General features: G+C 30.6%; 25 protein-coding genes. 1 reads left to right on the top strand and 24 read right to left on the bottom strand.

Annotated elements, in window-relative coordinates:
- Nucleotides 1-24 precede the first annotated feature (24 nt).
- The 23 genes from BUB47_RS00125 to sufC form a co-directional block, all read right to left on the bottom strand.
- Complete coding sequence (locus tag BUB47_RS00125; protein ID WP_073182643.1) at nt 25-459, bottom strand: DUF4342 domain-containing protein; 435 nt, start codon at nt 457-459, stop codon at nt 25-27.
- A 48-nt stretch (nt 460-507) separates the two neighbouring features.
- Nucleotides 508-1,155: a potassium channel family protein gene (locus tag BUB47_RS00120; protein WP_073182641.1), complete on the bottom strand. Its 648-nt coding sequence runs from the start codon at nt 1,153-1,155 to the stop codon at nt 508-510.
- Between the two features lie 10 nt (nt 1,156-1,165).
- Nucleotides 1,166-2,518: a TrkH family potassium uptake protein gene (locus tag BUB47_RS00115; protein ID WP_073182639.1), complete on the bottom strand. Its 1,353-nt coding sequence runs from the start codon at nt 2,516-2,518 to the stop codon at nt 1,166-1,168.
- 49 nt (nt 2,519-2,567) lie between these two features.
- Nucleotides 2,568-2,918: a 50S ribosomal protein L20 gene (rplT, locus tag BUB47_RS00110; RefSeq protein WP_073182637.1), complete on the bottom strand. Its 351-nt coding sequence runs from the start codon at nt 2,916-2,918 to the stop codon at nt 2,568-2,570.
- Nucleotides 2,919-2,934: 16 nt separating this feature from the next.
- Complete coding sequence (gene rpmI / locus BUB47_RS00105; protein WP_073182635.1) at nt 2,935-3,126, bottom strand: 50S ribosomal protein L35; 192 nt, start codon at nt 3,124-3,126, stop codon at nt 2,935-2,937.
- Nucleotides 3,127-3,137: 11 nt separating this feature from the next.
- Nucleotides 3,138-3,668 (bottom strand): translation initiation factor IF-3, encoded by a 531-nt coding sequence (infC, locus tag BUB47_RS00100; protein ID WP_073182633.1) that lies wholly within the window; start codon nt 3,666-3,668, stop codon nt 3,138-3,140.
- A gap of 141 nt (nt 3,669-3,809) precedes the next feature.
- Nucleotides 3,810-4,445: a uridine kinase gene (gene udk, locus BUB47_RS00095; protein WP_073182631.1), complete on the bottom strand. Its 636-nt coding sequence runs from the start codon at nt 4,443-4,445 to the stop codon at nt 3,810-3,812.
- Nucleotides 4,442-5,674 (bottom strand): peptidase U32 family protein, encoded by a 1,233-nt coding sequence (locus tag BUB47_RS00090; RefSeq protein ID WP_073182629.1) that lies wholly within the window; start codon nt 5,672-5,674, stop codon nt 4,442-4,444. The genes udk and BUB47_RS00090 overlap by 4 nt, the downstream gene beginning before the upstream one ends.
- Entirely contained in the window at nt 5,671-6,324 is a 654-nt protein-coding gene (locus BUB47_RS00085; protein WP_073182628.1) for an O-methyltransferase, read from the bottom strand. The genes BUB47_RS00090 and BUB47_RS00085 overlap by 4 nt, the downstream gene beginning before the upstream one ends.
- A 38-nt stretch (nt 6,325-6,362) precedes the next feature.
- Entirely contained in the window at nt 6,363-8,027 is a 1,665-nt protein-coding gene (locus tag BUB47_RS00080; protein WP_073182626.1) for a ribonuclease J, read from the bottom strand.
- Complete coding sequence (locus BUB47_RS00075) at nt 8,017-8,478, bottom strand: Fur family transcriptional regulator (RefSeq protein WP_073182624.1); 462 nt, start codon at nt 8,476-8,478, stop codon at nt 8,017-8,019. The genes BUB47_RS00080 and BUB47_RS00075 overlap by 11 nt, the downstream gene beginning before the upstream one ends.
- Before the next feature lie 11 nt (nt 8,479-8,489).
- Nucleotides 8,490-8,735, bottom strand: a complete 246-nt coding sequence (locus BUB47_RS00070; protein WP_073182623.1) for a DUF1292 domain-containing protein — start codon at nt 8,733-8,735, stop codon at nt 8,490-8,492.
- On the bottom strand, nt 8,736-9,155 hold the full coding sequence (gene ruvX, locus BUB47_RS00065; protein ID WP_073183368.1) for a Holliday junction resolvase RuvX: 420 nt from the start codon (nt 9,153-9,155) through the stop codon (nt 8,736-8,738). It lies immediately after the preceding gene.
- A gap of 89 nt (nt 9,156-9,244) precedes the next feature.
- Nucleotides 9,245-9,496, bottom strand: a complete 252-nt coding sequence (locus tag BUB47_RS00060) for an IreB family regulatory phosphoprotein (protein ID WP_073182621.1) — start codon at nt 9,494-9,496, stop codon at nt 9,245-9,247.
- A 53-nt stretch (nt 9,497-9,549) separates the two neighbouring features.
- Entirely contained in the window at nt 9,550-12,177 is a 2,628-nt protein-coding gene (alaS, locus tag BUB47_RS00055; RefSeq protein WP_083529006.1) for an alanine--tRNA ligase, read from the bottom strand.
- A gap of 88 nt (nt 12,178-12,265) precedes the next feature.
- Nucleotides 12,266-13,522: an AI-2E family transporter gene (locus BUB47_RS00050; RefSeq protein ID WP_083529005.1), complete on the bottom strand. Its 1,257-nt coding sequence runs from the start codon at nt 13,520-13,522 to the stop codon at nt 12,266-12,268.
- A gap of 9 nt (nt 13,523-13,531) precedes the next feature.
- Nucleotides 13,532-14,665, bottom strand: a complete 1,134-nt coding sequence (locus BUB47_RS00045) for a cysteine desulfurase family protein (RefSeq protein ID WP_073182618.1) — start codon at nt 14,663-14,665, stop codon at nt 13,532-13,534.
- A 7-nt stretch (nt 14,666-14,672) separates the two neighbouring features.
- The gene (locus BUB47_RS00040) at nt 14,673-15,068 is read right to left on the bottom strand and encodes an RrF2 family transcriptional regulator (protein WP_073182616.1); all 396 of its coding nucleotides are present in this window, start codon (nt 15,066-15,068) and stop codon (nt 14,673-14,675) included.
- A 15-nt stretch (nt 15,069-15,083) separates the two neighbouring features.
- Complete coding sequence (gene sufU, locus BUB47_RS00035) at nt 15,084-15,536, bottom strand: Fe-S cluster assembly sulfur transfer protein SufU (RefSeq protein WP_073182614.1); 453 nt, start codon at nt 15,534-15,536, stop codon at nt 15,084-15,086.
- Complete coding sequence (locus BUB47_RS00030; RefSeq protein WP_073182613.1) at nt 15,523-16,761, bottom strand: aminotransferase class V-fold PLP-dependent enzyme; 1,239 nt, start codon at nt 16,759-16,761, stop codon at nt 15,523-15,525. Before BUB47_RS00030 ends, sufU begins: the two co-directional genes overlap by 14 nt.
- Before the next feature lies 1 nt (nt 16,762).
- Entirely contained in the window at nt 16,763-17,806 is a 1,044-nt protein-coding gene (locus BUB47_RS00025; RefSeq protein ID WP_073182611.1) for a SufB/SufD family protein, read from the bottom strand.
- A 9-nt stretch (nt 17,807-17,815) separates the two neighbouring features.
- Nucleotides 17,816-19,234 (bottom strand): Fe-S cluster assembly protein SufB, encoded by a 1,419-nt coding sequence (gene sufB / locus BUB47_RS00020; RefSeq protein ID WP_073182609.1) that lies wholly within the window; start codon nt 19,232-19,234, stop codon nt 17,816-17,818.
- Between the two features lies 1 nt (nt 19,235).
- Nucleotides 19,236-19,985: a Fe-S cluster assembly ATPase SufC gene (gene sufC / locus BUB47_RS00015; protein WP_073182608.1), complete on the bottom strand. Its 750-nt coding sequence runs from the start codon at nt 19,983-19,985 to the stop codon at nt 19,236-19,238.
- Between the two features lie 168 nt (nt 19,986-20,153).
- Here sufC and BUB47_RS00010 point away from each other — a divergent pair, with 168 nt between their 5' ends.
- Complete coding sequence (locus BUB47_RS00010; protein ID WP_073182606.1) at nt 20,154-21,416, top strand: hemolysin family protein; 1,263 nt, start codon at nt 20,154-20,156, stop codon at nt 21,414-21,416.
- 42 nt (nt 21,417-21,458) lie between these two features.
- On the opposite strand, the gene BUB47_RS00005 is transcribed toward BUB47_RS00010, so the two are convergent.
- Nucleotides 21,459-21,707, bottom strand: a 249-nt coding sequence (locus BUB47_RS00005) for a transposase (protein WP_143270573.1), incomplete at its 5' end; no start/stop codon positions are given.

Raw genomic sequence — 21,707 nt, 5'->3', positions numbered from 1 at the left:
TATACTATTACAATAAATAATAAATTAGCGTCTTGTCTTACTTAATATATATTCTTTAACGTCTATAACTTCACCTGATGCCATTGTAATTTTAAATACATATTCTCCTAATAAGTCAGTACTCATAAGCCCTACACCTAGTAGTGCTGCCACAGGAGCTATTATCATTCCTATAGCTGATACTGTAAGAGAAATATTTAGCAGAACTTCTGAATCTTTTTCAACAGACAATCTGCTTGTATTTCCAAGTTCCCAAATTTCCTTAATGGCATTTTTTATGTCATTAAAGTCAATAGAATCTTTCTCTTTTTTATCTTCTTCAAATACAATTAAAGAAGAATTTATAATTTGAATTGCCTTGTCCACATCTCCATCAGAATCAAGTAGAGCTTTTCTAACTACTTCATATGACGTACTGGTTACATTCATTACATAATCAATTTTTTCAATAGTAATCAAATTATCACCTACTTCACATTTATTAATACCCAAAAATATAAAAATTATTTACATTTTTTCTATCTTTTGAATATCGGTGGTACTTCCAAGTAATACTAGGATATCATCTTTTAATAGAACTCTTTTAGAAGAAGGCGATATTTCTAATTTTTCTTGGCTTTCTATGCCAAGTATAGTGACATTGTAAAGTTTTCTAAATTGCACTTCATCTATACTCTTATTTATCCACTCAGGGACTACTTTAATCTCTGCTATAGAGAAATCAGGAGATAGTTGAATATAATCTAATATATTGTTTGATGTTAAATTATGGGCAACTTTAAAACCCATGTCAATTTCAGGATATATAATTTTATGTGCTCCAACTTTCTCAAGTATACTACCATGTCTAAGCCCATTGGCTTTTGCCACTATATAGTCAATACCCGCTTCTTTAGAAATTATAGTCGCCATAATGGCAGCTTCTAAATTTGTACCTATAGCCACTACAGCTATATCAAAATTTTTAAGCCCCAAATCCTTAGTTGCATTCTCATCAAGCACATCACATTGTACTGCAGCTGTAACTTCATCTGAAATAGATTGAACTTTATCAAAATCTACATCTATAGCCAAAACATCATTACCTAATTCTGCAAGAGTTGTAGCTACAGTAGAACCAAATCTTCCACAGCCAAAAACAATAAATGATTTCATAATATCCTCCTTAACCTACTATTACATTTCCTTCAGAATATTTAATATTCGAAGTTTTTTTCTTGCGCATAAGTCCTATGGCAAGTGTAGTAGGCCCAACTCTTCCCATAAACATTGTCAATGAGATTAATAATTTTGATAAGTCTGTAAGTTTGTCTGTTATGCCCCTAGTAAGTCCAACGGTTCCAAAGGCTGAAGTTGTCTCAAATAAAATATCTTCAAAGTCAAATTTTCCCGTTTCTATTATAGATAAACTAAAAGCTATTACAATAACCAAACTTAAACAAATAAATATCATACTTAAACATTTTAAAACTATATTAACAGGAATGGTCTTTTTAAAAGCAACTGCTTCTCTTTGTCCCCTTACCATTGATATAGTTGAAAATATTATAACACCTATTGTAGTGGTTTTTAATCCTCCTGCTGTTGAAGCTGAAGAACCACCAATAAACATTAATATAATCATTAAAAATGCTGTAGAATCTCTAAGTTTACCTATGTCTACAGAATAAAAACCCGCCGTTCTAGTGATTGTAGATTGGAATGCCGATATTAAAAGTTTTTCACCAAAAGAATAGTTTTGAATAGTCTCCGGATTTGAAGATTCTAGTATAAATATAAATACTGTTCCAATTAATAACAAACTTATTGTCATAACTAAAACTATTTTTGTGTGAACTGAAAATTTTCTAAATTGTCTTTTTTTGAACATATCTAAATATACGACAAATCCCAGACCTCCTAAAATTACTAAGGCCATAATTGTACCTGAGACAATTAAATCTGTACTATATGATGCCATAGAATCTCCCGTTATATCAAACCCAGCATTACAAAAAGCTGAAATCGAATGAAAAACACTATACCATATTCCCTTTTTTACTCCGTAATCCGGAATAAATCTAGTCATTAACAGTAAGGCTCCCACAAATTCTATAGCAAAGCTCACACTTATTACATATTTTGATAACTTCACAACTCCACTCATTGAGCCACTACTAAGTTGTTCGCTTATCAATAGTCTTTCTTTTACACCGATTTTTTTTCTAAATAGCATTGCCAATAGAGAAAATGCAACCATAGTACCTAATCCACCAATTTGGATTAATAAAAGTATCACTACTTTCCCAAAAAGTGTCCAGTATTCTGCTGTATTTACGACTACTAGACCATTGACACCTGTTGCTGAACTTGATGTAAACAAAGCATCAACAAAACCTATAGAATTACCATTATTACTTGCAATAGGAAGGTTTAGCAATAATGCACCAAATAAAATCACCCCTGCAAAAGATAGACACAGAAGCAACGGGGGATTTTTTGAAAGATTTAAAATCTTTGCTTTCATTTTAGATTTCATCGAAATTATCTCCAAAAAAGAAAGTTCCCGAAGGAACCCGATATATTATTTAATTACCTTTTGCAATTTCTACTAATTGTGAAAATCCCTTAGGATCATTTATTGCCATTTCAGAAAGCATTTTTCTATTAACTTCAACGTTTGCTTTTTTTAGCCCGTTTATAAATTTAGAATAGCTCATTCCGTTTTCTCTTGTTGCTGCGTTGATTCTAGTGATCCAAAGTCTTCTAAAATCTCTTTTTCTATGTTTTCTACCTATATAAGAATAGTTTAGTGATTTCATTACTGCTTGATTAGCAGGTCTAAATAACTTTGATTTAGCACCAAAATATCCCTTAGCTTGTTTTAATATTTTATTATGTTTTTTCTTAGCATTAACTGCTCTTTTTATTCTAGCCATTTATTATACCCTCCTACTATGGAATCATTTTATTTATTCTTCTTTGGTCGCCTGTGCTCACTAAAGAAGCTTTTCTAAGTTTTCTAATTCTCTTTGGACTTTTTTTACCAGTTAAATGACTTTTATATGCTGAAAATCTTTTAATCTTACCTGAACCTGTTCTTTTAAATCTTTTAGCAGACGCTCTGTGAGTCTTCATTTTACCCATAATAATCCTCCTTATTTATCTGTCTTAGGAGATAAAAACATAGACATATTTCTACCTTCTAACTTAGGCTTTTTATCAACTATTCCGTGCTCAGAAATCAATTCAGTAAATTCATTGAGTACATCTTTTCCGATATCAGTATGACCCATTTCTCTTCCTCTGAACCTAACTGAAACCTTCACTCTATCTCCGTTATCTAAAAATTCAATAGCTTTATTAGCCTTTGTATTTAAATCGTGAGCCTCTATATTAGGAGTTAGACGTAATTCCTTTATATTTATTACTTTTTGTTTCTTTTTTGATTCTTTTTCCTTTTTTATCATCTCATACCTATATTTGCCATAGTCCATAATACGACATACAGGTGGTTTTGCATTTGGAGAAATATTTACAAGATCTAGTTTACTTTCTTCAGCCATCTTTAAAGCTTGAATTTTTGAAACTACACCTACCTGATTTCCCTCAGCATCAATCAATCTAACTTCCTTTTCTCTTATCTCTTCATTGATTTGAAGTTCTTTAATTTCTAAGCACCTCCATATAAATTAAAAAAAGCGAGCAAAAGCCCGCAAGAATACAAATATAACTTTGCATATTCTAAACTAACCCTATAACTTAAGAATAAGGTGAGAAGCGGACTTCTTCTTTAACAACGTTAAGTATACTATCAATCACAAGTATTGTCAATTATTATTTTCTTTTTCTTTTAAAAAGGCCTGTACTTTTGTATTTATCAAATCTATTGCAACTTTATTGTACCCACCTTCTGGGATTATTACATCAGCATATTTTTTTGATGGCTCTACAAATTGTAAATGAGCTGGTCTGACAGTTGACATATATTGTAATATTACAGACTCTAAAGAACGACCCCTTTCTTTAATATCTCTTAATATTCTTCTAATTATTCTAACATCACTATCAGTGTCTACAAATACTTTTATATCCAACAAATTTCTAATTTCTTCCTCTGTTAAAATTAAAATTCCTTCTAAAATAATTACTTCCTTTGGAATTATTAGTTTTGTTTCTTCTTTTCTATTGTGTTTTTCAAAATCATATATAGGCTTTTCTATTGGCTCATTGTTTTTTAACATTTTTAAGTGCTTTATTAAAAGCTCATTGTCAAAGGCAAATGGATGGTCATAATTTGTTTTTACTCTTTGTTCGTAAGGAAGTGAACTTTGGTCTTTATAGTAACTATCTTGCTCTATTATAGTTACTTTGTCTTCTTCTATTAAGTTTTTTAACTCATCAGTAACTGTGCTCTTACCTGATCCTGATCCACCAGCAATTCCAATAATTATTGAATTTTTCATATATTATCACTTTTTCTCCTAAGTATATATCCCGGTTTAACTTTTGTATCTATCTTTGTTTTAAATATTTGTTGAGCGTGATTTGCAACATCTATCTCAACATCTTTATCGTCAGTCATATATTGTAATTTTTGATTAAAGTGCTCAGTAGCAGGTCCAAAAATTTCAACTTCATCACCTTTAAATATTCTGTTTCTCTGTTCAACTCTTGCTAATTTTGTATCTTCATCATAGTCCAATACTAATCCAACAAAATCATATCCACGTATATATGAATTTGTCTTGTAAACTTGAGAGTCTTCATTGGCCTGTCCAAAGTAAAATCCCGTTGTAAAATCTCTATGGCTTACTTTTTTTATTTCCTCTAACCAATATGGGTTTACTTTATAGTTTTCTCTATCTTCGTAGTAAGCATCTATACTCATCCTGTAAGATCTAATTACTGTAGCCAAATAGTATTCACTTTTTACTCTACCTTCAATTTTTAAGCTTGAAATTCCAGATTCAATAAGTTCTCCTACGTGATCTATCATACATAAATCCTTAGAATTCATAATAAAAGTACCCTCTTTATGTTCTTCAATCGGAAAATACTCTCCAGGTCTTTTTTCTTCTACAAGGTAGTACTTATATCTACACGGCTGTGCGCAGTCTCCCATATTGGCATCTCGCCCAGTCATGTAATTTGACAACAGGCATCTACCTGAATAAGACATACACATTGCACCATGTGCAAAAGTTTCAATTTCTATTTCATTGTGTGTATCTTCAATTACTCCTTTGATTTCATCTAAGGACAACTCTCTAGCCAACACCACTCTTTTAGCCCCTAATTCTGACCAAAATTTCACTGTTGACGAATTTGTAACTGATGCTTGAGTTGATATGTGAATATCAATCTCAGGACAAGCCTGTCTAACTTTTAAAAACATCCCAGGATCTGCTACAATTAAAGCATCAATTCCTATTTCATATAATTTTTTTACATAATCTTCTACACCAACTATGTCTTTATTGTGAGGTATTATGTTAAGTGTTACATGAACTTTTTTCCCTCTCTCATGAGCATACAAAACTCCCTCTCTTATATCCTCAAAGGAAAAATTTTTAGAAGCCTTTCTAAGACCAAAGCTTTCTCCACCTAAGTATACAGCATCTGCACCGTATTCTATTGCAGTTTTTAATTTATTTAAATCTCCAGCCGGAGCTAATAGTTCTATTTTTTTCATAAATTTACATTTCTCCCAATTAACAATATACCATCTCCTATTGGAATAATTGAAGAAATGTAAATTTCATCTTCTTTTATTCTCTTTAAAAATGACCTAAGTCTTTTTACTATGGTAATTTTTCTTCTCTTTACTAATTCTTGATTGGCGATCATACCCTTAAATAAAACATTGTCGCAAATTATAATACCTTCACTATTTAAATTTTTCAATGCTAAATTAAAATATTTTTCATATTGTCCTTTAGCGGCATCTATAAAAATTATATCATAACTATCTGTCAAAGTTTCCAACACTTCTGCTGCATCTCCATGTAGAACCTTAATAGTATTTTCTAACCCTTCAAGTTTAATATTTTTTCTTGCAATTTCTACCATATCTTCTCTAATTTCTACAGTATCAAATTTCTCAATACCTTTAAAACTATTTACAAATACAATTGAAGAATATCCTATGGCAGTTCCAAGTTCCAATATTGATTTTGGCTTTTTCACCGATATTAAAAATTTTAAAAACTCTTCTGTCTCTTCCTCAACAATGGGAACATTGTTTTCCAGTGCATAGTTTTTCATTTCTAACAAGTGCTTTGTCTTCTTCGGTATTAAGCTTCTAATATAATCTTCTATATAATCATAATTTATATCTGACATTTTAACCTCTTAAAAGGGGAATCTTTCGATTCCCCTGACTAATTTTCCATAATAATAGGTAGTATCATAGGATTTCTCTTAGTTTGATTAAATAAGAATCCTTTTAAATCATCTCTTATATTATTTTTTAAAGATGACCAATCGGTGATTGATTTACTATCACATTTATCTAATGTTGCCTTTACTACTTTTCTAGCATCATCCATTAAATCCCCAGATTCTCTAACATATACAAATCCTCTTGAGATAATATCAGGCCCGGAAATCACTTTTCCCTCTGACTTGGAAATAGATACAACAACTACTATTAATCCATCTTCAGATAGATGCTTTCTATCTCTTAACACTATATTTCCAACATCCCCAACACCTAGTCCATCAACTAGTATATTACCTGCTGGCACATCTGCTGTAAATTTAGCTTCTTTTTGTGAAAGTTCAAGGCAATTTCCATTTTCCATAATAAAAATATTCTCTTTTTTAACTCCAACATCTTCAGCTATACTTGCATGCTTTAATAGATGTCTTATTTCTCCGTGAGCCGGTATAAAATACTTTGGCTTAACTAGCGTTAAAATAAGTTTTAACTCTTCTTGACAAGCGTGACCAGATACGTGAATTTCTGTTAGTGATTCATAAATCACCTTTGCGCCCGTCTCCATTATTTTGTTGATCACTTTAGAAACATCATTTTCATTTCCAGGTATAGGAGTTGCAGATAGAATTATAACGTCATTTGGTGTCAATTGAATTTTCCTATGTTCACCATAAGCTATTCTAGTAAGAGCACTCATTGGCTCCCCTTGTGAACCAGTGGTAATTAAAACTAAATCTTCATCTTTGTACTTATGCATGTCTTTAATATCTATTATAGTTCCCTTTTTAACTTTTAAATATCCAAGTCTTTGAGCTGTCTCAGTCACATTTAACATAGACCTTCCCGATAATACAACTTTTCTATCAAAGTTTTCAGCAGCATTTATAATCTGTTGAACTCTGTGAACATTTGACGCAAATGTTGCAATAATTATTCTATTACCTGACTGAGCTGAAAAAATTCTTTTAAATGTTTCCCCAACTTTGCTTTCACTTATTGTATAGCCTTCTCGAAGAACGTTAGTAGATTCTCCTAGCATTGCTATTACACCTTTTTCACCTATTTTTGCAATTCTCTGCAAATCAATTACTTCACCTGATATAGGTGTATAATCCACTTTGAAGTCACCTGAGTGATATACATATCCTAGTGGTGTTTTTATTGCAAGAGCACAACTATCTGGAATTGAGTGATTTACCGAAATCCATTCAACTTCCATCTTTCCAATTTTAACATTATCTCCAGCACGTACTACATTTAAATCCACTGCACCTAAATTATGTTCTTTTAACTTGTTTTCTAAAAGACCTAGTGTAAGTGGTGTGCCATAAATAGGCATTTTTATTTTTTGTAATATATATGGTATTGCACCTATATGGTCCTCATGACCATGTGTTAAAACTAAAGCTTTAACTTTTTCTTGATTTTTAATCAAATAACTAATATCAGGTATTACTATATCTATTCCTAACATTTCCTCTTCAGGGAATGTCAGCCCACAGTCTACGACAATAATTTCATCTCTGTACTCAATTATTGTCATATTTTTCCCAATCTCGTACATTCCTCCCAGGGGAATGATCTTTAATTTATTACTATTTCTCATTAATTCTCTCCTTCTTATTATTACAATTTTCACAGTAACCATAGAATTTGAGATTGTGGTCAACAATTTTAAAATTTTCTACTTTTTCTATTTCTGCTTCTAAATCATCTAATAAGTCAAGTTTAAACTCTATGACTCTTCCACAGTTAAGACAAATTAAGTGATGATGTCTGTGAACTGAATTGCTTGTTTTTATTTCATACCTTATAACTCCATCATCAAAACTTATTTTGTAAAGAATACCCAACTCTTCAAACAACATTAGCGTTCTATAAACAGTTGCTATGCCAATTTCAGGATTATCTTTTTTTAAATATTCAAATACATCTTCTGTTGAAAGATGATTATCTCTATTTTTCAAAAACACATCATATATTTTTGCTCTTTGATGAGTATATTTATATCCATTGTTCTTTAAAACATTTTTTATATAATTATCATTTGCTTCCATACGGTTTCACCTCATTGCAGTTTGTCTTTGATAAGTTCTTCATAAACTTCTATTGCCTCTTCTAACTCATCATCATCAATTCCCAATAAGATTTCATTTCCATTATCATCTAAATCTATTTTTAGTATATATACTAATGGTTCTATATCATCTACTGGAACCATTGCAACATAGTCAATTTCATTAATACTAAATTTAGCTTTTACGATAAATTCAACAGCATTTCCATCTTCGTCATAAAAAAGTTGTCTTTGCATTTATTTCTCCTTTAATCCGTCAAGATAAGTTTGTAATATATAGGTAGCAGCGATTTGATCGATATATTTTTTTCTATTCTCTCTTCTAACATCAGCTTCTATTAAAACTCTTTCGGCAGATATACTGCTCATTCTCTCATCTATATAGATAATTTCAATTTCATATTTACGACTTAATCTAGAGGCAAATTTCATAGTTTTTTCGCCTTGTGGTCCTATTGTATTGTTCATATTTTTAGGTAGCCCAACAACAACTTTTTCTATTTCGTATTCGGAAATAATTTTAGAAATTTCCTCAAGGGTTTGCTTGCTTGTTTCTCTTTTAATTGTTTTTAAAGTTTGAGCTATTAGTCCAAGTGAATCACTTATAGCAACTCCTATCCACTTGTCTCCAACATCTAGCCCCAAGACTCTTTTAATATTAACCACAACCTTATTCTAAGGACATATTTTTTGTATACTATACAATATGTAAAAGAGATGGATAAATCCATCTCATTATCATTTTCTCATTTTAAATAGGATTTTAAAAGCTCTCCTAGTAGTTCGTCACGTTCTACTTCTTGTATTATGGATCTAGCATTGTTATAACTTGTAATGTAAGTCGGATCGCCTGATAGTATATAACCTATTATTTGATCTATAGGATTATATCCCTTTTCATTTAGCGCAACATATACTAACTGTAAAATCTTTTTGTATTTTTCTGATTCTGAGTTTTGTTTTTCAAATACTTGAGTTTCAAAATTTTTTTCATCCATAATATCCCTCCAAAGTAATTATAACATAATTTCAAATTTTATTATATCTTTAATTATATTAAGTTTTTTAACTCTGATAGAGCTAAGTCCAATTTGGAAATATCTTTGCCTCCAGCTGTAGCCATATCAGCTCTGCCACCACCGCCACCACCGGCGATTTTAGCAACTTCTCTAACTATATTACCAGCAGAAATATTTTGCTTTACTAAGTCTTTGGAAACTGCACATACAAAGTTTATTTTTCCATCACTTACTGTTGCAAATAGTACAATAACACTTCCTATTTTATCTCTTACTTCATCAGCTATATTTCTTACAATGTTTAAATCTACATCTTCAAAAACATAGGTTACATAATTTATAGAATTATGTTCTTTTACACTTTTTATTATATTTGAAACTTCATTTTCGGCTTCTTTTTGTTTTAAATCTTTAATTTCTTTTTCGTAATTTTTATTTAAATCAACTACACTTTTAATTTTATCTAACATATCAGAAGTGCTGACTTTAAGAAATCTTACACTCTCATCTCGTAATGACTCAAGGCTATTTAAATAGTTATATACTGAAGGGCCCGTTATAGCTTCTATTCTTCTAACCCCTGATGATATTCCACCTTCTGATAGTATTTTAAACATTAAAATTTCAGAAGTATTTTTTACATGGGTTCCACCACACAGTTCTATGGAAAAATCTCCCATGCTTACAACTCTAACTTCACCTGAATATTTTTCTTCAAAAAGTCCAACTGCTCCTAATTTATAAGCTTCTTCTGGAGTTGTAATAGTAGTTGTAACGCTTAAAGATTCACTAATTTTTTCGTTTACAATTTTTTCTACTTTGTTTACTTCATCTTTAGTCATTGATTCAAAATGTGTAAAGTCAAATCTCAACCTGTTGTCAAAAACTTCAGAGCCTGCTTGATTTACATGTGAGCCTAAAACTTCTTTTAAAGCCTTGTGAAGTAAGTGTGTAACTGAGTGATTTCTTCTTATGTTAGTTCTTCTCTTTTTATCTATTTCCGCAAATACTTCAGATTTAGTAACTATTCCAGCTTCTACTTCTACAATGTGTAAATGTAATCCCTTGGAATTTTTCTTGGTATCTATTACTTTTAGTAGAAAACTATCTGATTTAATTACACCTGTATCTCCAACTTGTCCACCTGATTCTCCATAAAACGGAGTTTTATCAAGTATTACAATTGCCTTGTCTCCTACATTTAGTTTTTCAACTAGCTTATTTTCCATAACCATTGCTATAATATTTGCATTTGTCGATTCTTCTTCATATCCTACAAATTTATTAGTAAATTCCTCGTAAATCTTATCATTTTCTTCACTGGACCAACCTGTATTGTCCGAATCATCTCTTGCACTTCTTGCCATTTGTCTTTGAAGCTCCATATTTTTATTGAAGCCATCTAAATCAACTTTAAAATTATTTTCAGCTAGTATTTCAATCGTCAAGTCTATTGGAAATCCAAAGGTATCATATAATTTAAAGGCAATATCACCAGAAAGCGTATCCTTATCTGAACCCTTTAAATTTTTTACAATGTAATTATCTAACAAAGTCATACCTTGTTCTATTGTCTCAAGAAATTTTTCTTCTTCAGACTTAATTACTGCTATAATTTTATCTCTATTATCCTTTAATTCTCTATAGTAATCTTTACCCCAAGATTCAATAATTAGCTCTGCAAGTTCACTTAAAAAACTCTTTTTAACTCCAAGTATTCTACCATGTCTTGCCGCTCTTCTAATTAACCTTCTAAGAACGTATCCTCTTCCTTCATTTGATGGTCTAACTGTGTCTGATATTAAAAATGTAATAGCTCTAATATGGTCAGCTATAACTCTTACGGAAACATCTAATTTTTCATTGCTTCCATATTCATAACCTGTTATCTCTTCAATTTTGTGAATTATATTTTGAATTGCATCTATCTCAAAAATATTATTAGTTTTTTGTAAAACTGTTGCCAGTCTCTCCAGTCCCATTCCAGTATCAATATTAGGATGTTTAAGTGGATGATAAACTCCATTTTCATCTTTGTCAAATTGAGTGAAAACTAAATTCCACACTTCTATAAACCTATCACAGTCACATCCTGGCTTACAATCTTTATCGCCACATCCGTATTTTTCGCCTCTGTCTACAAATATTTCAGAACATGGACCTGATGGACCTACTTCAAGTTCCCAAAAATTATCTTCTTTACCTAGTCTTACAATTTTTTCTTTAGGTATTCCTATTTCTTCATTCCATATTTTAAAAGCTTCATCATCTTCATAATAAACTGTAACCCAAAGATCATCTTTAGATATTTCTATTACTTCAGTTAAAAACTCCCATGCCCATGCAATAGCTTCTCTTTTAAAATAATCTCCAAAGGAAAAATTACCTAACATTTCAAAAAAAGTTGCATGTCTATCTGTCTTTCCAACATTTTCAATATCACCTGTTCGAATACACTTCTGACATGTTGTAACTCTCTTTGATGGAGGAGTTAATTCACCTGTAAAATATTTTTTCATAGGTGCCATTCCAGCTCCTATTAAAAGCAGTGACTTGTCATTTTTAGGAATTAAGGAAAAGCTTGGAAGTACTAAGTGTTGTTTGGATTCAAAAAATTTTAAATACTCCGATCTTATTTCATGTAATTTAAGATTTCTCATTCTACACCTCTTCATTTTAAAAATCCTCCCATCAAAGGGAGGAACTTTGCTATTGCAATTATAAATTGTATCTTTATATTTGTCAATTTTATACTAAATTAGAATTTCTTTCATTATATTTCATTTTTGCATAATCCAACAATATTAAAATTATAGAGACAACTGGTACTGCAAGTATCATTCCGAATACTCCAAAAGTACCTCCTCCAATTATTATTGATATTAATATCAGCATTGGATTAAGACCTGTCTTATCAGACAATAGTTTTGGTGCAAGGATATTATTTTCTACCCATTGTAACAATAAGAACATTATTGCTACCCACACTGCCTTAATCGGTGATTCTATAAAGGCAAATAGCACAGCAGGGACAAATCCCAAAAATGGACCGATATACGGAATAATGTCAGCTATACAAGTAATTGCACCTATAACTATAGCAAAGTCTACTCCTAAAACTAATAGGTAGACCATTGTGGCAAAGCCAACAAATAATGCCATTAAAAGTCTTCCCTTGACAAAATCCAACAGTGCTTGATTTATTCTCTTTGAAACATAAAATATATCACTCTTATACTTTTTAGGAATATTTCTAATTAAAATGTTCTTATATTTATCTTTATCAACAGTAAAATAGAAAGAAAAAATAAATACAAGTACCAGTCTTATCATTTTAGAAAATACTACATAAACTCCACTAGCTGCATTTTTAAGATAATCTACCAGTCTGTCTTGGAATACATTAATAGAGCCTAATAAATATTCTTCGAAACTGCCTATTATTTTTTTAATGTCTAAGTTAAACATTGATGTAGACGTTTCCGGATTCATCATACTGGAAATTTTTTCTGTAAAATCGGTAAGCAGCTTTCCACTTACTTCAATTATTTCCGGAACACTTTTTAATAAATTGGAAACTTCTTGTATTGTCTTTGGTATAACAATAGTTAAAAGGATAGTCAAAATCAAAATGGCAGTGAAATATACTATTATTACTCCATATTTCCTCTTAATCTTTTTTTCTTCTAAGAAACTCACTGCCGGATTTACTACAAATGCCAAAATAACACCTGCAACTAATGACCAGACAGTATCACCAACTATAGAATACCTTTTAAAAATTGTTCTAATTAAAAATATAACTATAATAGCTACAATTATTTTTAATACTAATTTTAAATCTATTCCCAGTCTTTTATTTTTTTCAATATATTTATTTCCTATGTTAATTAAGTAGTAAATAATTAAAAAAAGTAAAATTACAGATAGTGCAGAAACAATCATTGTAAGGGATTTAGGTGTTATGTCACTTACTTGTGGAGTAATCATACTAATTGTATTCATTCTTCACCTCTATTTTCTCAATATTTTTATTATTTTTTTTATTTCTTTTGACACTTCTTCAACTTCTTCTAGTGTATTTTCAGAGTCTAATGTCAACCTCAGACAATCTTTAGCAAGTTCGTCACTTAATCCCAACGCCTTTAATACATGAGAAGGTTTTATACTTCCTGTATTACAAGCACTTCCGCTAGAGGCACATATGTCTTTTCTATCTAAAAAAATTAACATTTCTTGAGAATCTACTCCTTCAATTGAAACATTTACATTTCCCGGCAATCTATTTTCTAATGATCCGTTTAAAGTAACTCCATCTATTGACAATAAATTTTCAATTAGTTTGTTTCTCATTTTAGATATATAATCTATTTTACCATTTATATTTTCTACTGCAAGTTCTACAGCTTTTCCCATTCCAATAATGCCTGCAACATTTTCAGTTCCTGCTCTTTTACTTTTCTCTTGAGCTCCTCCATGAAGTAAAGGTGTAATTTTAGTTTTATCTTTAATGTACAACACCCCAACTCCAGCTGGTCCATTAATTTTATGACCGGAAAAACTCATTAAATCAACATCTAGATTTTTTAAGTCAATTGGCAAATTCCCAAGAGCCTGAACTGCGTCTACATGATAAATAACATTTTTTTCTTTGGCAATTTTCCCAATTTCTTCTATTGGCTCAATCGTTCCTATTTCATTATTTGCAAGCATGGTAGATATTAATATAGTCTCATCGCAAATTGAATCTTCAAGTTCCTTCAAACTTATAAAACCATCTATATCTACATTTAAATAGGTTACCCTATATCCTCTTTCTTCTAAAAAATAAGCACTATTTAATATTGCATGATGCTCAATTTTACTTGTAATAATATGATTACCCTTTTCCCTTAAACTGTCTGCTATTCCCTTGATTGCCCAATTGTCTGATTCTGTTCCTCCAGATGTGAAATAAATCTCTGAAGGCTTACACCCCAGAGCACTGGATATCTTCATTCTGCTACTCTCTATTTTTTCTTTAGACTTTTGTGCAGGGCTATATATACTTGATGCATTAGCATAAAATTCATTTAAATAGGGAAGCATTTCATTTAAAACTTCTTCTTTTAATCTAGTTGTTGCTGCTTTATCAAAATTAATACTCATAAATACCTCACATATCTGCAAGACTCATAGAATTCAACACTTCTTCCATTCTAACTTGAAGTTTATCTAATATACCTTTAGTTGCACATTCACTAATATTTCTACAGTCAGGGCTGTTTTTCATACTACTACAAGACAGTGCCATGTCGCCTTCAAGTGAATTTAAAATCTCACCTATTTTTATTTCATCTGGAGACCTAGTTAGTTCATAGCCACCACTAGCACCTCTAATACTTTTAACAAGCCCATCTTTTTTTAATAGTGTGAATAGTTGTTCCAAGTAAGACTCTGAAAGTTGTTCTTCTTTTGCTATGTCACTTATTGAAACAGGGCCTTTTCCAAAATTAAGTTGCAATTGATACATGGCCATTAGACCATATCTACCTTTAGTTGATAATTTCATTTCATCACCTTCACTTTATGGAATGAAACTTCCCTTTACTTTATCATTCTCAATTATATCTTTTAACGTATACCAAGGCAATACTGCACATTTAACTCTAGCTGGTAAATTTTTTATGCTTTCAAAGACTACAGCATCACCAAGTTCTTCTAACTCTTTTTCATCAGAAATTTCATTTTTTACCATTGAAATAAATTTATTACACAGGGACAGTGCATCACTTTTACTAAGCCCCTTTACAGTGTCAATCATTATAGAAGTACTTGCTTGAGATATTGCACATCCTTTACCTGTATATGATATATCTTCAATAATATCTCCAACTATTCTAAGCTGCAAAGTTATCTCATCTCCACAACTAGGATTGTGTCCCAACTCCACATGTGTGGGGTTTTCTAATTCTCTTCTATTTCTCTTGTTTCTGCTCTGTTCTAAAATCAGTTCAGTATATATTTCATTTAGATTCAATTCCCATCAACCTCCTAACATCTTCCAGATGCTCTACAAAATAGTCGATTTCTTCAAAAGTATTGTAGATTGCAAAAGATGCCCTACATGAAAAGTTAATATCTAAATACCTGTGAAGTGGTTGTGCACAGTGATGCCCACTTCTAACAGCTATTTTATAACTATCTAAAATCGATGCCACGTCATGTGGGTGTACTTCCTTAAAATTAAATGAAATAATAGGGCTTCTATTTTTATCAGGAGTAGTATACAAATCCAAATATGGTAAATCTTTTAATTTGTCATAGGCATAGTTTGTAAGTTCACTTTCATATTCAAAAATATTGTCCATTCCGATTTCATCCATATAGTCTATTGCATCAGCTAAAGACTTTGCTCCACTTACATTTACAGTTCCCGCTTCAAATCTCTGAGGTGATTTTAAAAATGTTGAGTGGTCCTCATATACATATTCAATCATTTCTCCGCCATACATAAATGGAACCATTGAGTTTAATATTTCCTCTTTTCCATATAAAACTCCAATTCCCATTTCAGAAAACATCTTATGGCCTGAAAATACTAAAAAATCACAATTTAAATCAGTTACATCTACACTGTGATGAGGAACGTACTGTGCTCCGTCAACTATTGTAACTACATCTTTATTTTTGCTCTTGGCTATTTCTATATATTTTTTTACATCGGGCATTGTTCCTAACACATTTGAAGCTGCAGTTAAAGTAAAGAGTCTAGTCTTATTACTTATTTTACTATTAAATTCTTCATCAGTAATTTGCATTTCATCATTTAAGTATAGATAAACAAGTTTTGCCTTTGTCTTTTTTGCAATATATTGCCATGTTACAAGATTTGAGTGATGTTCCATTATTGACAATAGAATTTCATCACCCTCTTTTAAATTTTCAAGCGCCCAAGAATATGCAATTAAATTTAAAGCCTCTGTTGCATTTCTTAGAAATACTATTTCATTTGGAGATTTTGCTCCCAAAAATTTGGCAACTTTCTCCCTTGCACCTTCATATACCTCTGTAGACTTTAATGCAAAATAATGGGCACCTCTGTGTGGATTCCCATTTTCTTTGCGATAGTAGTCATCTATTCCCTTAATAATTTTTTCAGGTTTTTGTGTAGTAGCTCCATTGTCAAAGTATATATAATTGTCTTCTAATTTTAAAAAGCTGAAATCTTTTCTAATTTGCAATATATCATTTTTATCTAACATCCTATTTCCTCACAATCTCAACAATTCGACTCCAAAGTTTATTTTTTATTTCTTCATCACTTATTTTATCTATCGCCTTTGAAAATCTAGATTGAACTATTAATGTCTCTGCTTCTTTTTCAGAAAAGCCTCTGCTCATTATATAAAACATTAAATCTTTATCGATTTTTCCTGAACTTGCAGCGTGATTTCCCTCAATGTTGTCTTCATGAGCAAGTAGTATAGGAACTGATATAGCTGTAACTCCATCATCTAGCAAGATAGTATACTCACCTTCAGAACCAACAGATGAACTTGAGCCTTTTTTAAAATCCAAAGTTGATTTTAAGTTTTTGTAGCTTGAATCTTTTAGCGCACCATTTATTAAAATATCTGAATTTGTATTTTTCCCATTGTGACATATATTGTAAAGCATATTTAATTCATGAGAATCATAGCCAAAATATATGCCATCTAAATTCAATTCCGAATTATCTCCTTTTAAGTTACTTTGAAAATTTGAATATAATTTGCTTGAACCTAATTCATATTGGTAAATATTGACTTCTGCATCTTTTTCAACACATGCTGCAATAGATTCAAGTACCATAGTTTGTTTTGGGTCATCTTGAATTACAAACAAATTCACCTTAGAATTTTCTTCAGCAAATACTTTTATTATTGAACTTCTAAAATTTTCCAATGTGGAGTTTCCATTATAGTTTAAAATCACTTCAACTTCAGAATTTTTTCTGGCAACTATGTCATGAAAATCTAAAAGTTCATTGTATTCATTGTTAATTTCCAAGTTTACTACTTCTCTATAAGTTTCATTTTCTTTACTCTCATAGAATCTATACAAGTTTTCATACTCTTCAGTTAATTTTATAACCTCTTTAGAAATTGCATATTCCATATTGCTAAAATCTAAAGCACTATCTTTTTTATCGGACTTCAACATATATTTTTTACCAGATAGTTCCGGTATTAATATTTCTGTATTATTTACATTAAGCCAACTATATGTCTTAAAGGTTAGGTCATTGCCTATTATTTTTGTACTCATCTTTTCCTCCTAACCAATTGAACCTTCCAGTTCAAGATTTATAAGATTATTCATCTCAACTGCATATTCCATTGGAAGTTCTTTTGCAATTGGTTCAGCAAATCCTCTTACCACTAAAGCTTTTGCTTCTTCTTCTGATATTCCTCTTGTCATTAAATAAAATATTACCTTATCAGATATTCTTCCGATTTTAGCTTCATGCCCTAAGTCAACATTTTTATTTTTAATATCTATCACCGGTATAGTGTCTGATCTGGACTCAGAGTCCATCATTAAAGACTCACAACTTACAGAGTTTTTTGAACCATAGGCATTTTCATTGATTTTAACTAAGCCTCTATAAACTGCAACTCCACCGCCTTTTGATATTGACTTAGAGTTTACAGTAGATGTTGTATGTGGTGCTGCATGCACTATTTGAGCTCCTGTATCAATGTTTTGACCTTCTCCGGCAAAGGAAATTCCAGTAAATTCACTTGCTGCATATTCACCCACTAGTATTGAGGAAGGGTATAGCATTGAAACTTTTGAACCAAATGATCCGGAAACCCACTCTATTTTTCCCTTTTTTTCAACAATTGCTTTTTTAGTATTTAAGTTATACATATTCCTAGACCAGTTTTCAATTGTAGAATACCTAAGTGTTGAATTTTCTCCAACAAATAGTTCCACTCCACCTGCATGAACATTTAATGCATTGTATTTTGGTGCTGAGCACCCTTCTATAAAGTGACAATACGCATCATCTTCAACTATTATCAAAGTGTGTTCAAATTGCCCTGCACCAGGTGCGTTTAATCTAAAATAAGATTGTAAAGGTACGTCAACTTTAACTCCCTTTGGAACGTATACAAAACTTCCCCCACTCCACACTGCATAGTGTAGAGCCATATATTTATGCAAATCAGGTTTAATACACTTGCCAAAATATTTTTTTATTATTTCAGGATATTCTCTAACAGCAGATTCAAAATCAGTGTAGATTACTCCTTGATCTAATAAATACTTTTGAATACTGTGATAGACTACCTCACTGTCATATTGAGCTCCAACTCCTGACAGTAGCATTTCTTTTTCTGCTTCCTGTATTCCCAATCTATCAAAGGTATCTCTAATTTCTTGTGGAACATCTCTCCAATCGTCTGTTAAATCTGCATCCGGTCTAATATATGTCACTATTTTTTGAATATCAACTTCTGATAAATCAGGTCCCCAAACAGGATTTTTCATTTTGAAAAATAAATCTAAAGCTTCTAATCTAAAATCTAACATCCAGTCCGGTTCATTTTTTTCTTTTGAAATTTGTCTTACTATTTCTTCTGTAAGACCTAATTCAGACTTGGTTCTATAGACAACTTTATCCTTTATGTCGTAAATTCCCCTGTCCAGATCTTCAATTTGAGCTTTCTTTCTTGTTGTATCTGACAAGTTATTTCACCTCTTCCCTAATCCAATTAAATCCTTCTTCTTCAATTTTATCTATTAAAGTATAATCTCCTTCTTTTACAATATTTCCATTTAAAATTACATGAACATAATCAGGAGATACTTCTTTTATTAATTCCTTGTGATGTGTAATTATAATAACTGCATTATCTTTATTTAAAAATCTTTCAATTCCAGTAGCTACTATTTTAGTTGCATCAACATCTAGTCCTGAGTCAGTTTCATCTAAAATTGCCAACTTTGGATTTAGCATTAGCATTTGCAGTATTTCATTTTTTTTCATCTCTCCGCCGGAAAATCCCTCGTTTAAATATCTACTTGCATAAGAATGATCCATATATAACTTATCCATTTCCTTTTCAAGATCTTTTTTAAAACTTAAAATTGGAATATTCTTATCCTCTACTGATGATTTAGCAGTTCTTATAAAGTTTTCAACACTTATTCCAGAAACTTCTATTGGTGTTTGAAAAGTCATAAAAAGTCCTTTTCTAGCTCTTTTATCAGTAGACAATTCTGAAATATCTTCTCCATCAAAATAAATTTCCCCATTTGTAACTGTATATTCAGGATTATTCATTATTACATTGGCTAGTGTACTCTTACCTGAACCGTTAGGCCCCATTATTACATGAACTTCTCCATAATTTACTTTTAAATTTATATTCTTTAAAATTTCTTTACCCTCTACACCTGCAGATAAGTTTTCAATTCTCAACAATTCTTTTGACATTGTTTCCTCCCACTTTTTATTAGTTAATATATTATATTATAAAATATTTTTAATTCATATTGATTTACTATGATTTAAGATAAACTTATTATAGCATATATTTTTTAAAAAATATTCAATTTTGACAAAATATATCTACCCATATATAATTTAAGCATGAGGTGAAATATGAATTCTGACAGTTATATGTATTTAATATTATTTTTATTGTTTTTATTCTTTTCTTTTGAATTTACTCTAATTGAAAATGCTTATTTAAACCTTTCCACTTATAAAATAAAAAAATTAGAGGAAAAAAATATTGAGAATTTAGATGTTATTAAAAAATTGCATAATAATAAAAAGTTTTTTTCAACGATTCTAGTTGCTGATTACTTTTCAAACACAATTGCAGCACTTTGTTTTGGTCTTTTACTTAACTCCCTATATGGATTTATAGGATTTATAATTAGTATACTTCTATCCCCTATAATGATTATAGTAATAGGAGAAATGTTACCTGAATCTATTGGTGTACAGAAATATGAAAAAATCGTAGAAAAAAAAGCAAAACTTTCTTCTTTTTTATTCACTTTTTTAAGGCCACTAGTATTTATTGTAAATTTATTTTATTCATTACTTATAAAATTAACAGGTGGAGATAAAAACTTTAAAGAACCACTTATAACAGAAGATGATTTGATTGATGCTGTATCACTTGGAACTGAAGAAGGAATTTTAGACAAAGACGAATCATTTTTCATTGGAAATGTATTTGATTTTAAAGATAGTCTTGCTAAGGATATAATGACTCCACGTACTGATATTGTGGCTATTAACTTGGATTCAAGTTATAAAGAAGTGGTAAAAGTAGTACAAAGTGAGGCATTTTCAAGAATGCCTGTATATGAAAATGATTTGGACAATATAATCGGAATCTTACATGTTAAAGATTTATTGACTATTCCTGAAGATTCTACTTTAAGAGACCATATTGACATTTTAAAACCACCATTTTTTACTTTTGAATTTAAGGCAGTTGGTGAACTATTTGATGAAATGCGTAGAAATAAAATTTCTATTGCAATTGTCAATGACGAGTACGGCGGAACTGAAGGTCTTATTACAATTGAAGATTTAATAGAAAAAATTGTAGGCTCAATTTCTGATGAATATGACGAAGACGAAGAAGAAGATATTATAAAAATAGGTCCAAGTGAATATTTAATTGATGCTTCTACAAATATTGATGATATAAACCACATATTGAACTTAGATTTATCTTCAGATGGTACAGACTCTATTGCCGGCTATATAATAGAAAAAATTGACAGATTTCCTGAAGAAAATGAAGAAATTGAAATTGAAGGTCTTCGATTTTTAATTAAGGAAACTTCAAAGAATAGAATAACAAAATTGGTTTTAAAGGTTCATTGTCAAATGTTGGGGTAGGTTTTTTCCTACCTCAATTTTTATTCTAATTTTTTGTTTAAATTAACTGCAACACCACAAAATCCTTTTCTTAAAGGTCTCGAAATTACGATATCCATAAGATACTCGTTTAATCACTTTGATTTTATTGTTAAATCCTTCCGTTCTTCCGTTGGTAAATCTGCTTTCAAAATAATGAAGTATTTCTTCTTTCCAGTTTTCTAAAGCTTTAATACATGCTTTGAATTCAGATATTTTTGATTGTTTCGCTCTTTCTATCCATTTCTCTAATTCTTTCCTAGCAATATTTTT

Origin of the sequence: Anaerosphaera aminiphila DSM 21120 (assembly GCF_900129925.1) — a bacterium.
Lineage (GTDB): Bacteria > Bacillota > Clostridia > Tissierellales > Peptoniphilaceae > Anaerosphaera > Anaerosphaera aminiphila.
This window is presented reverse-complemented; position numbering and strand designations above follow the sequence as displayed.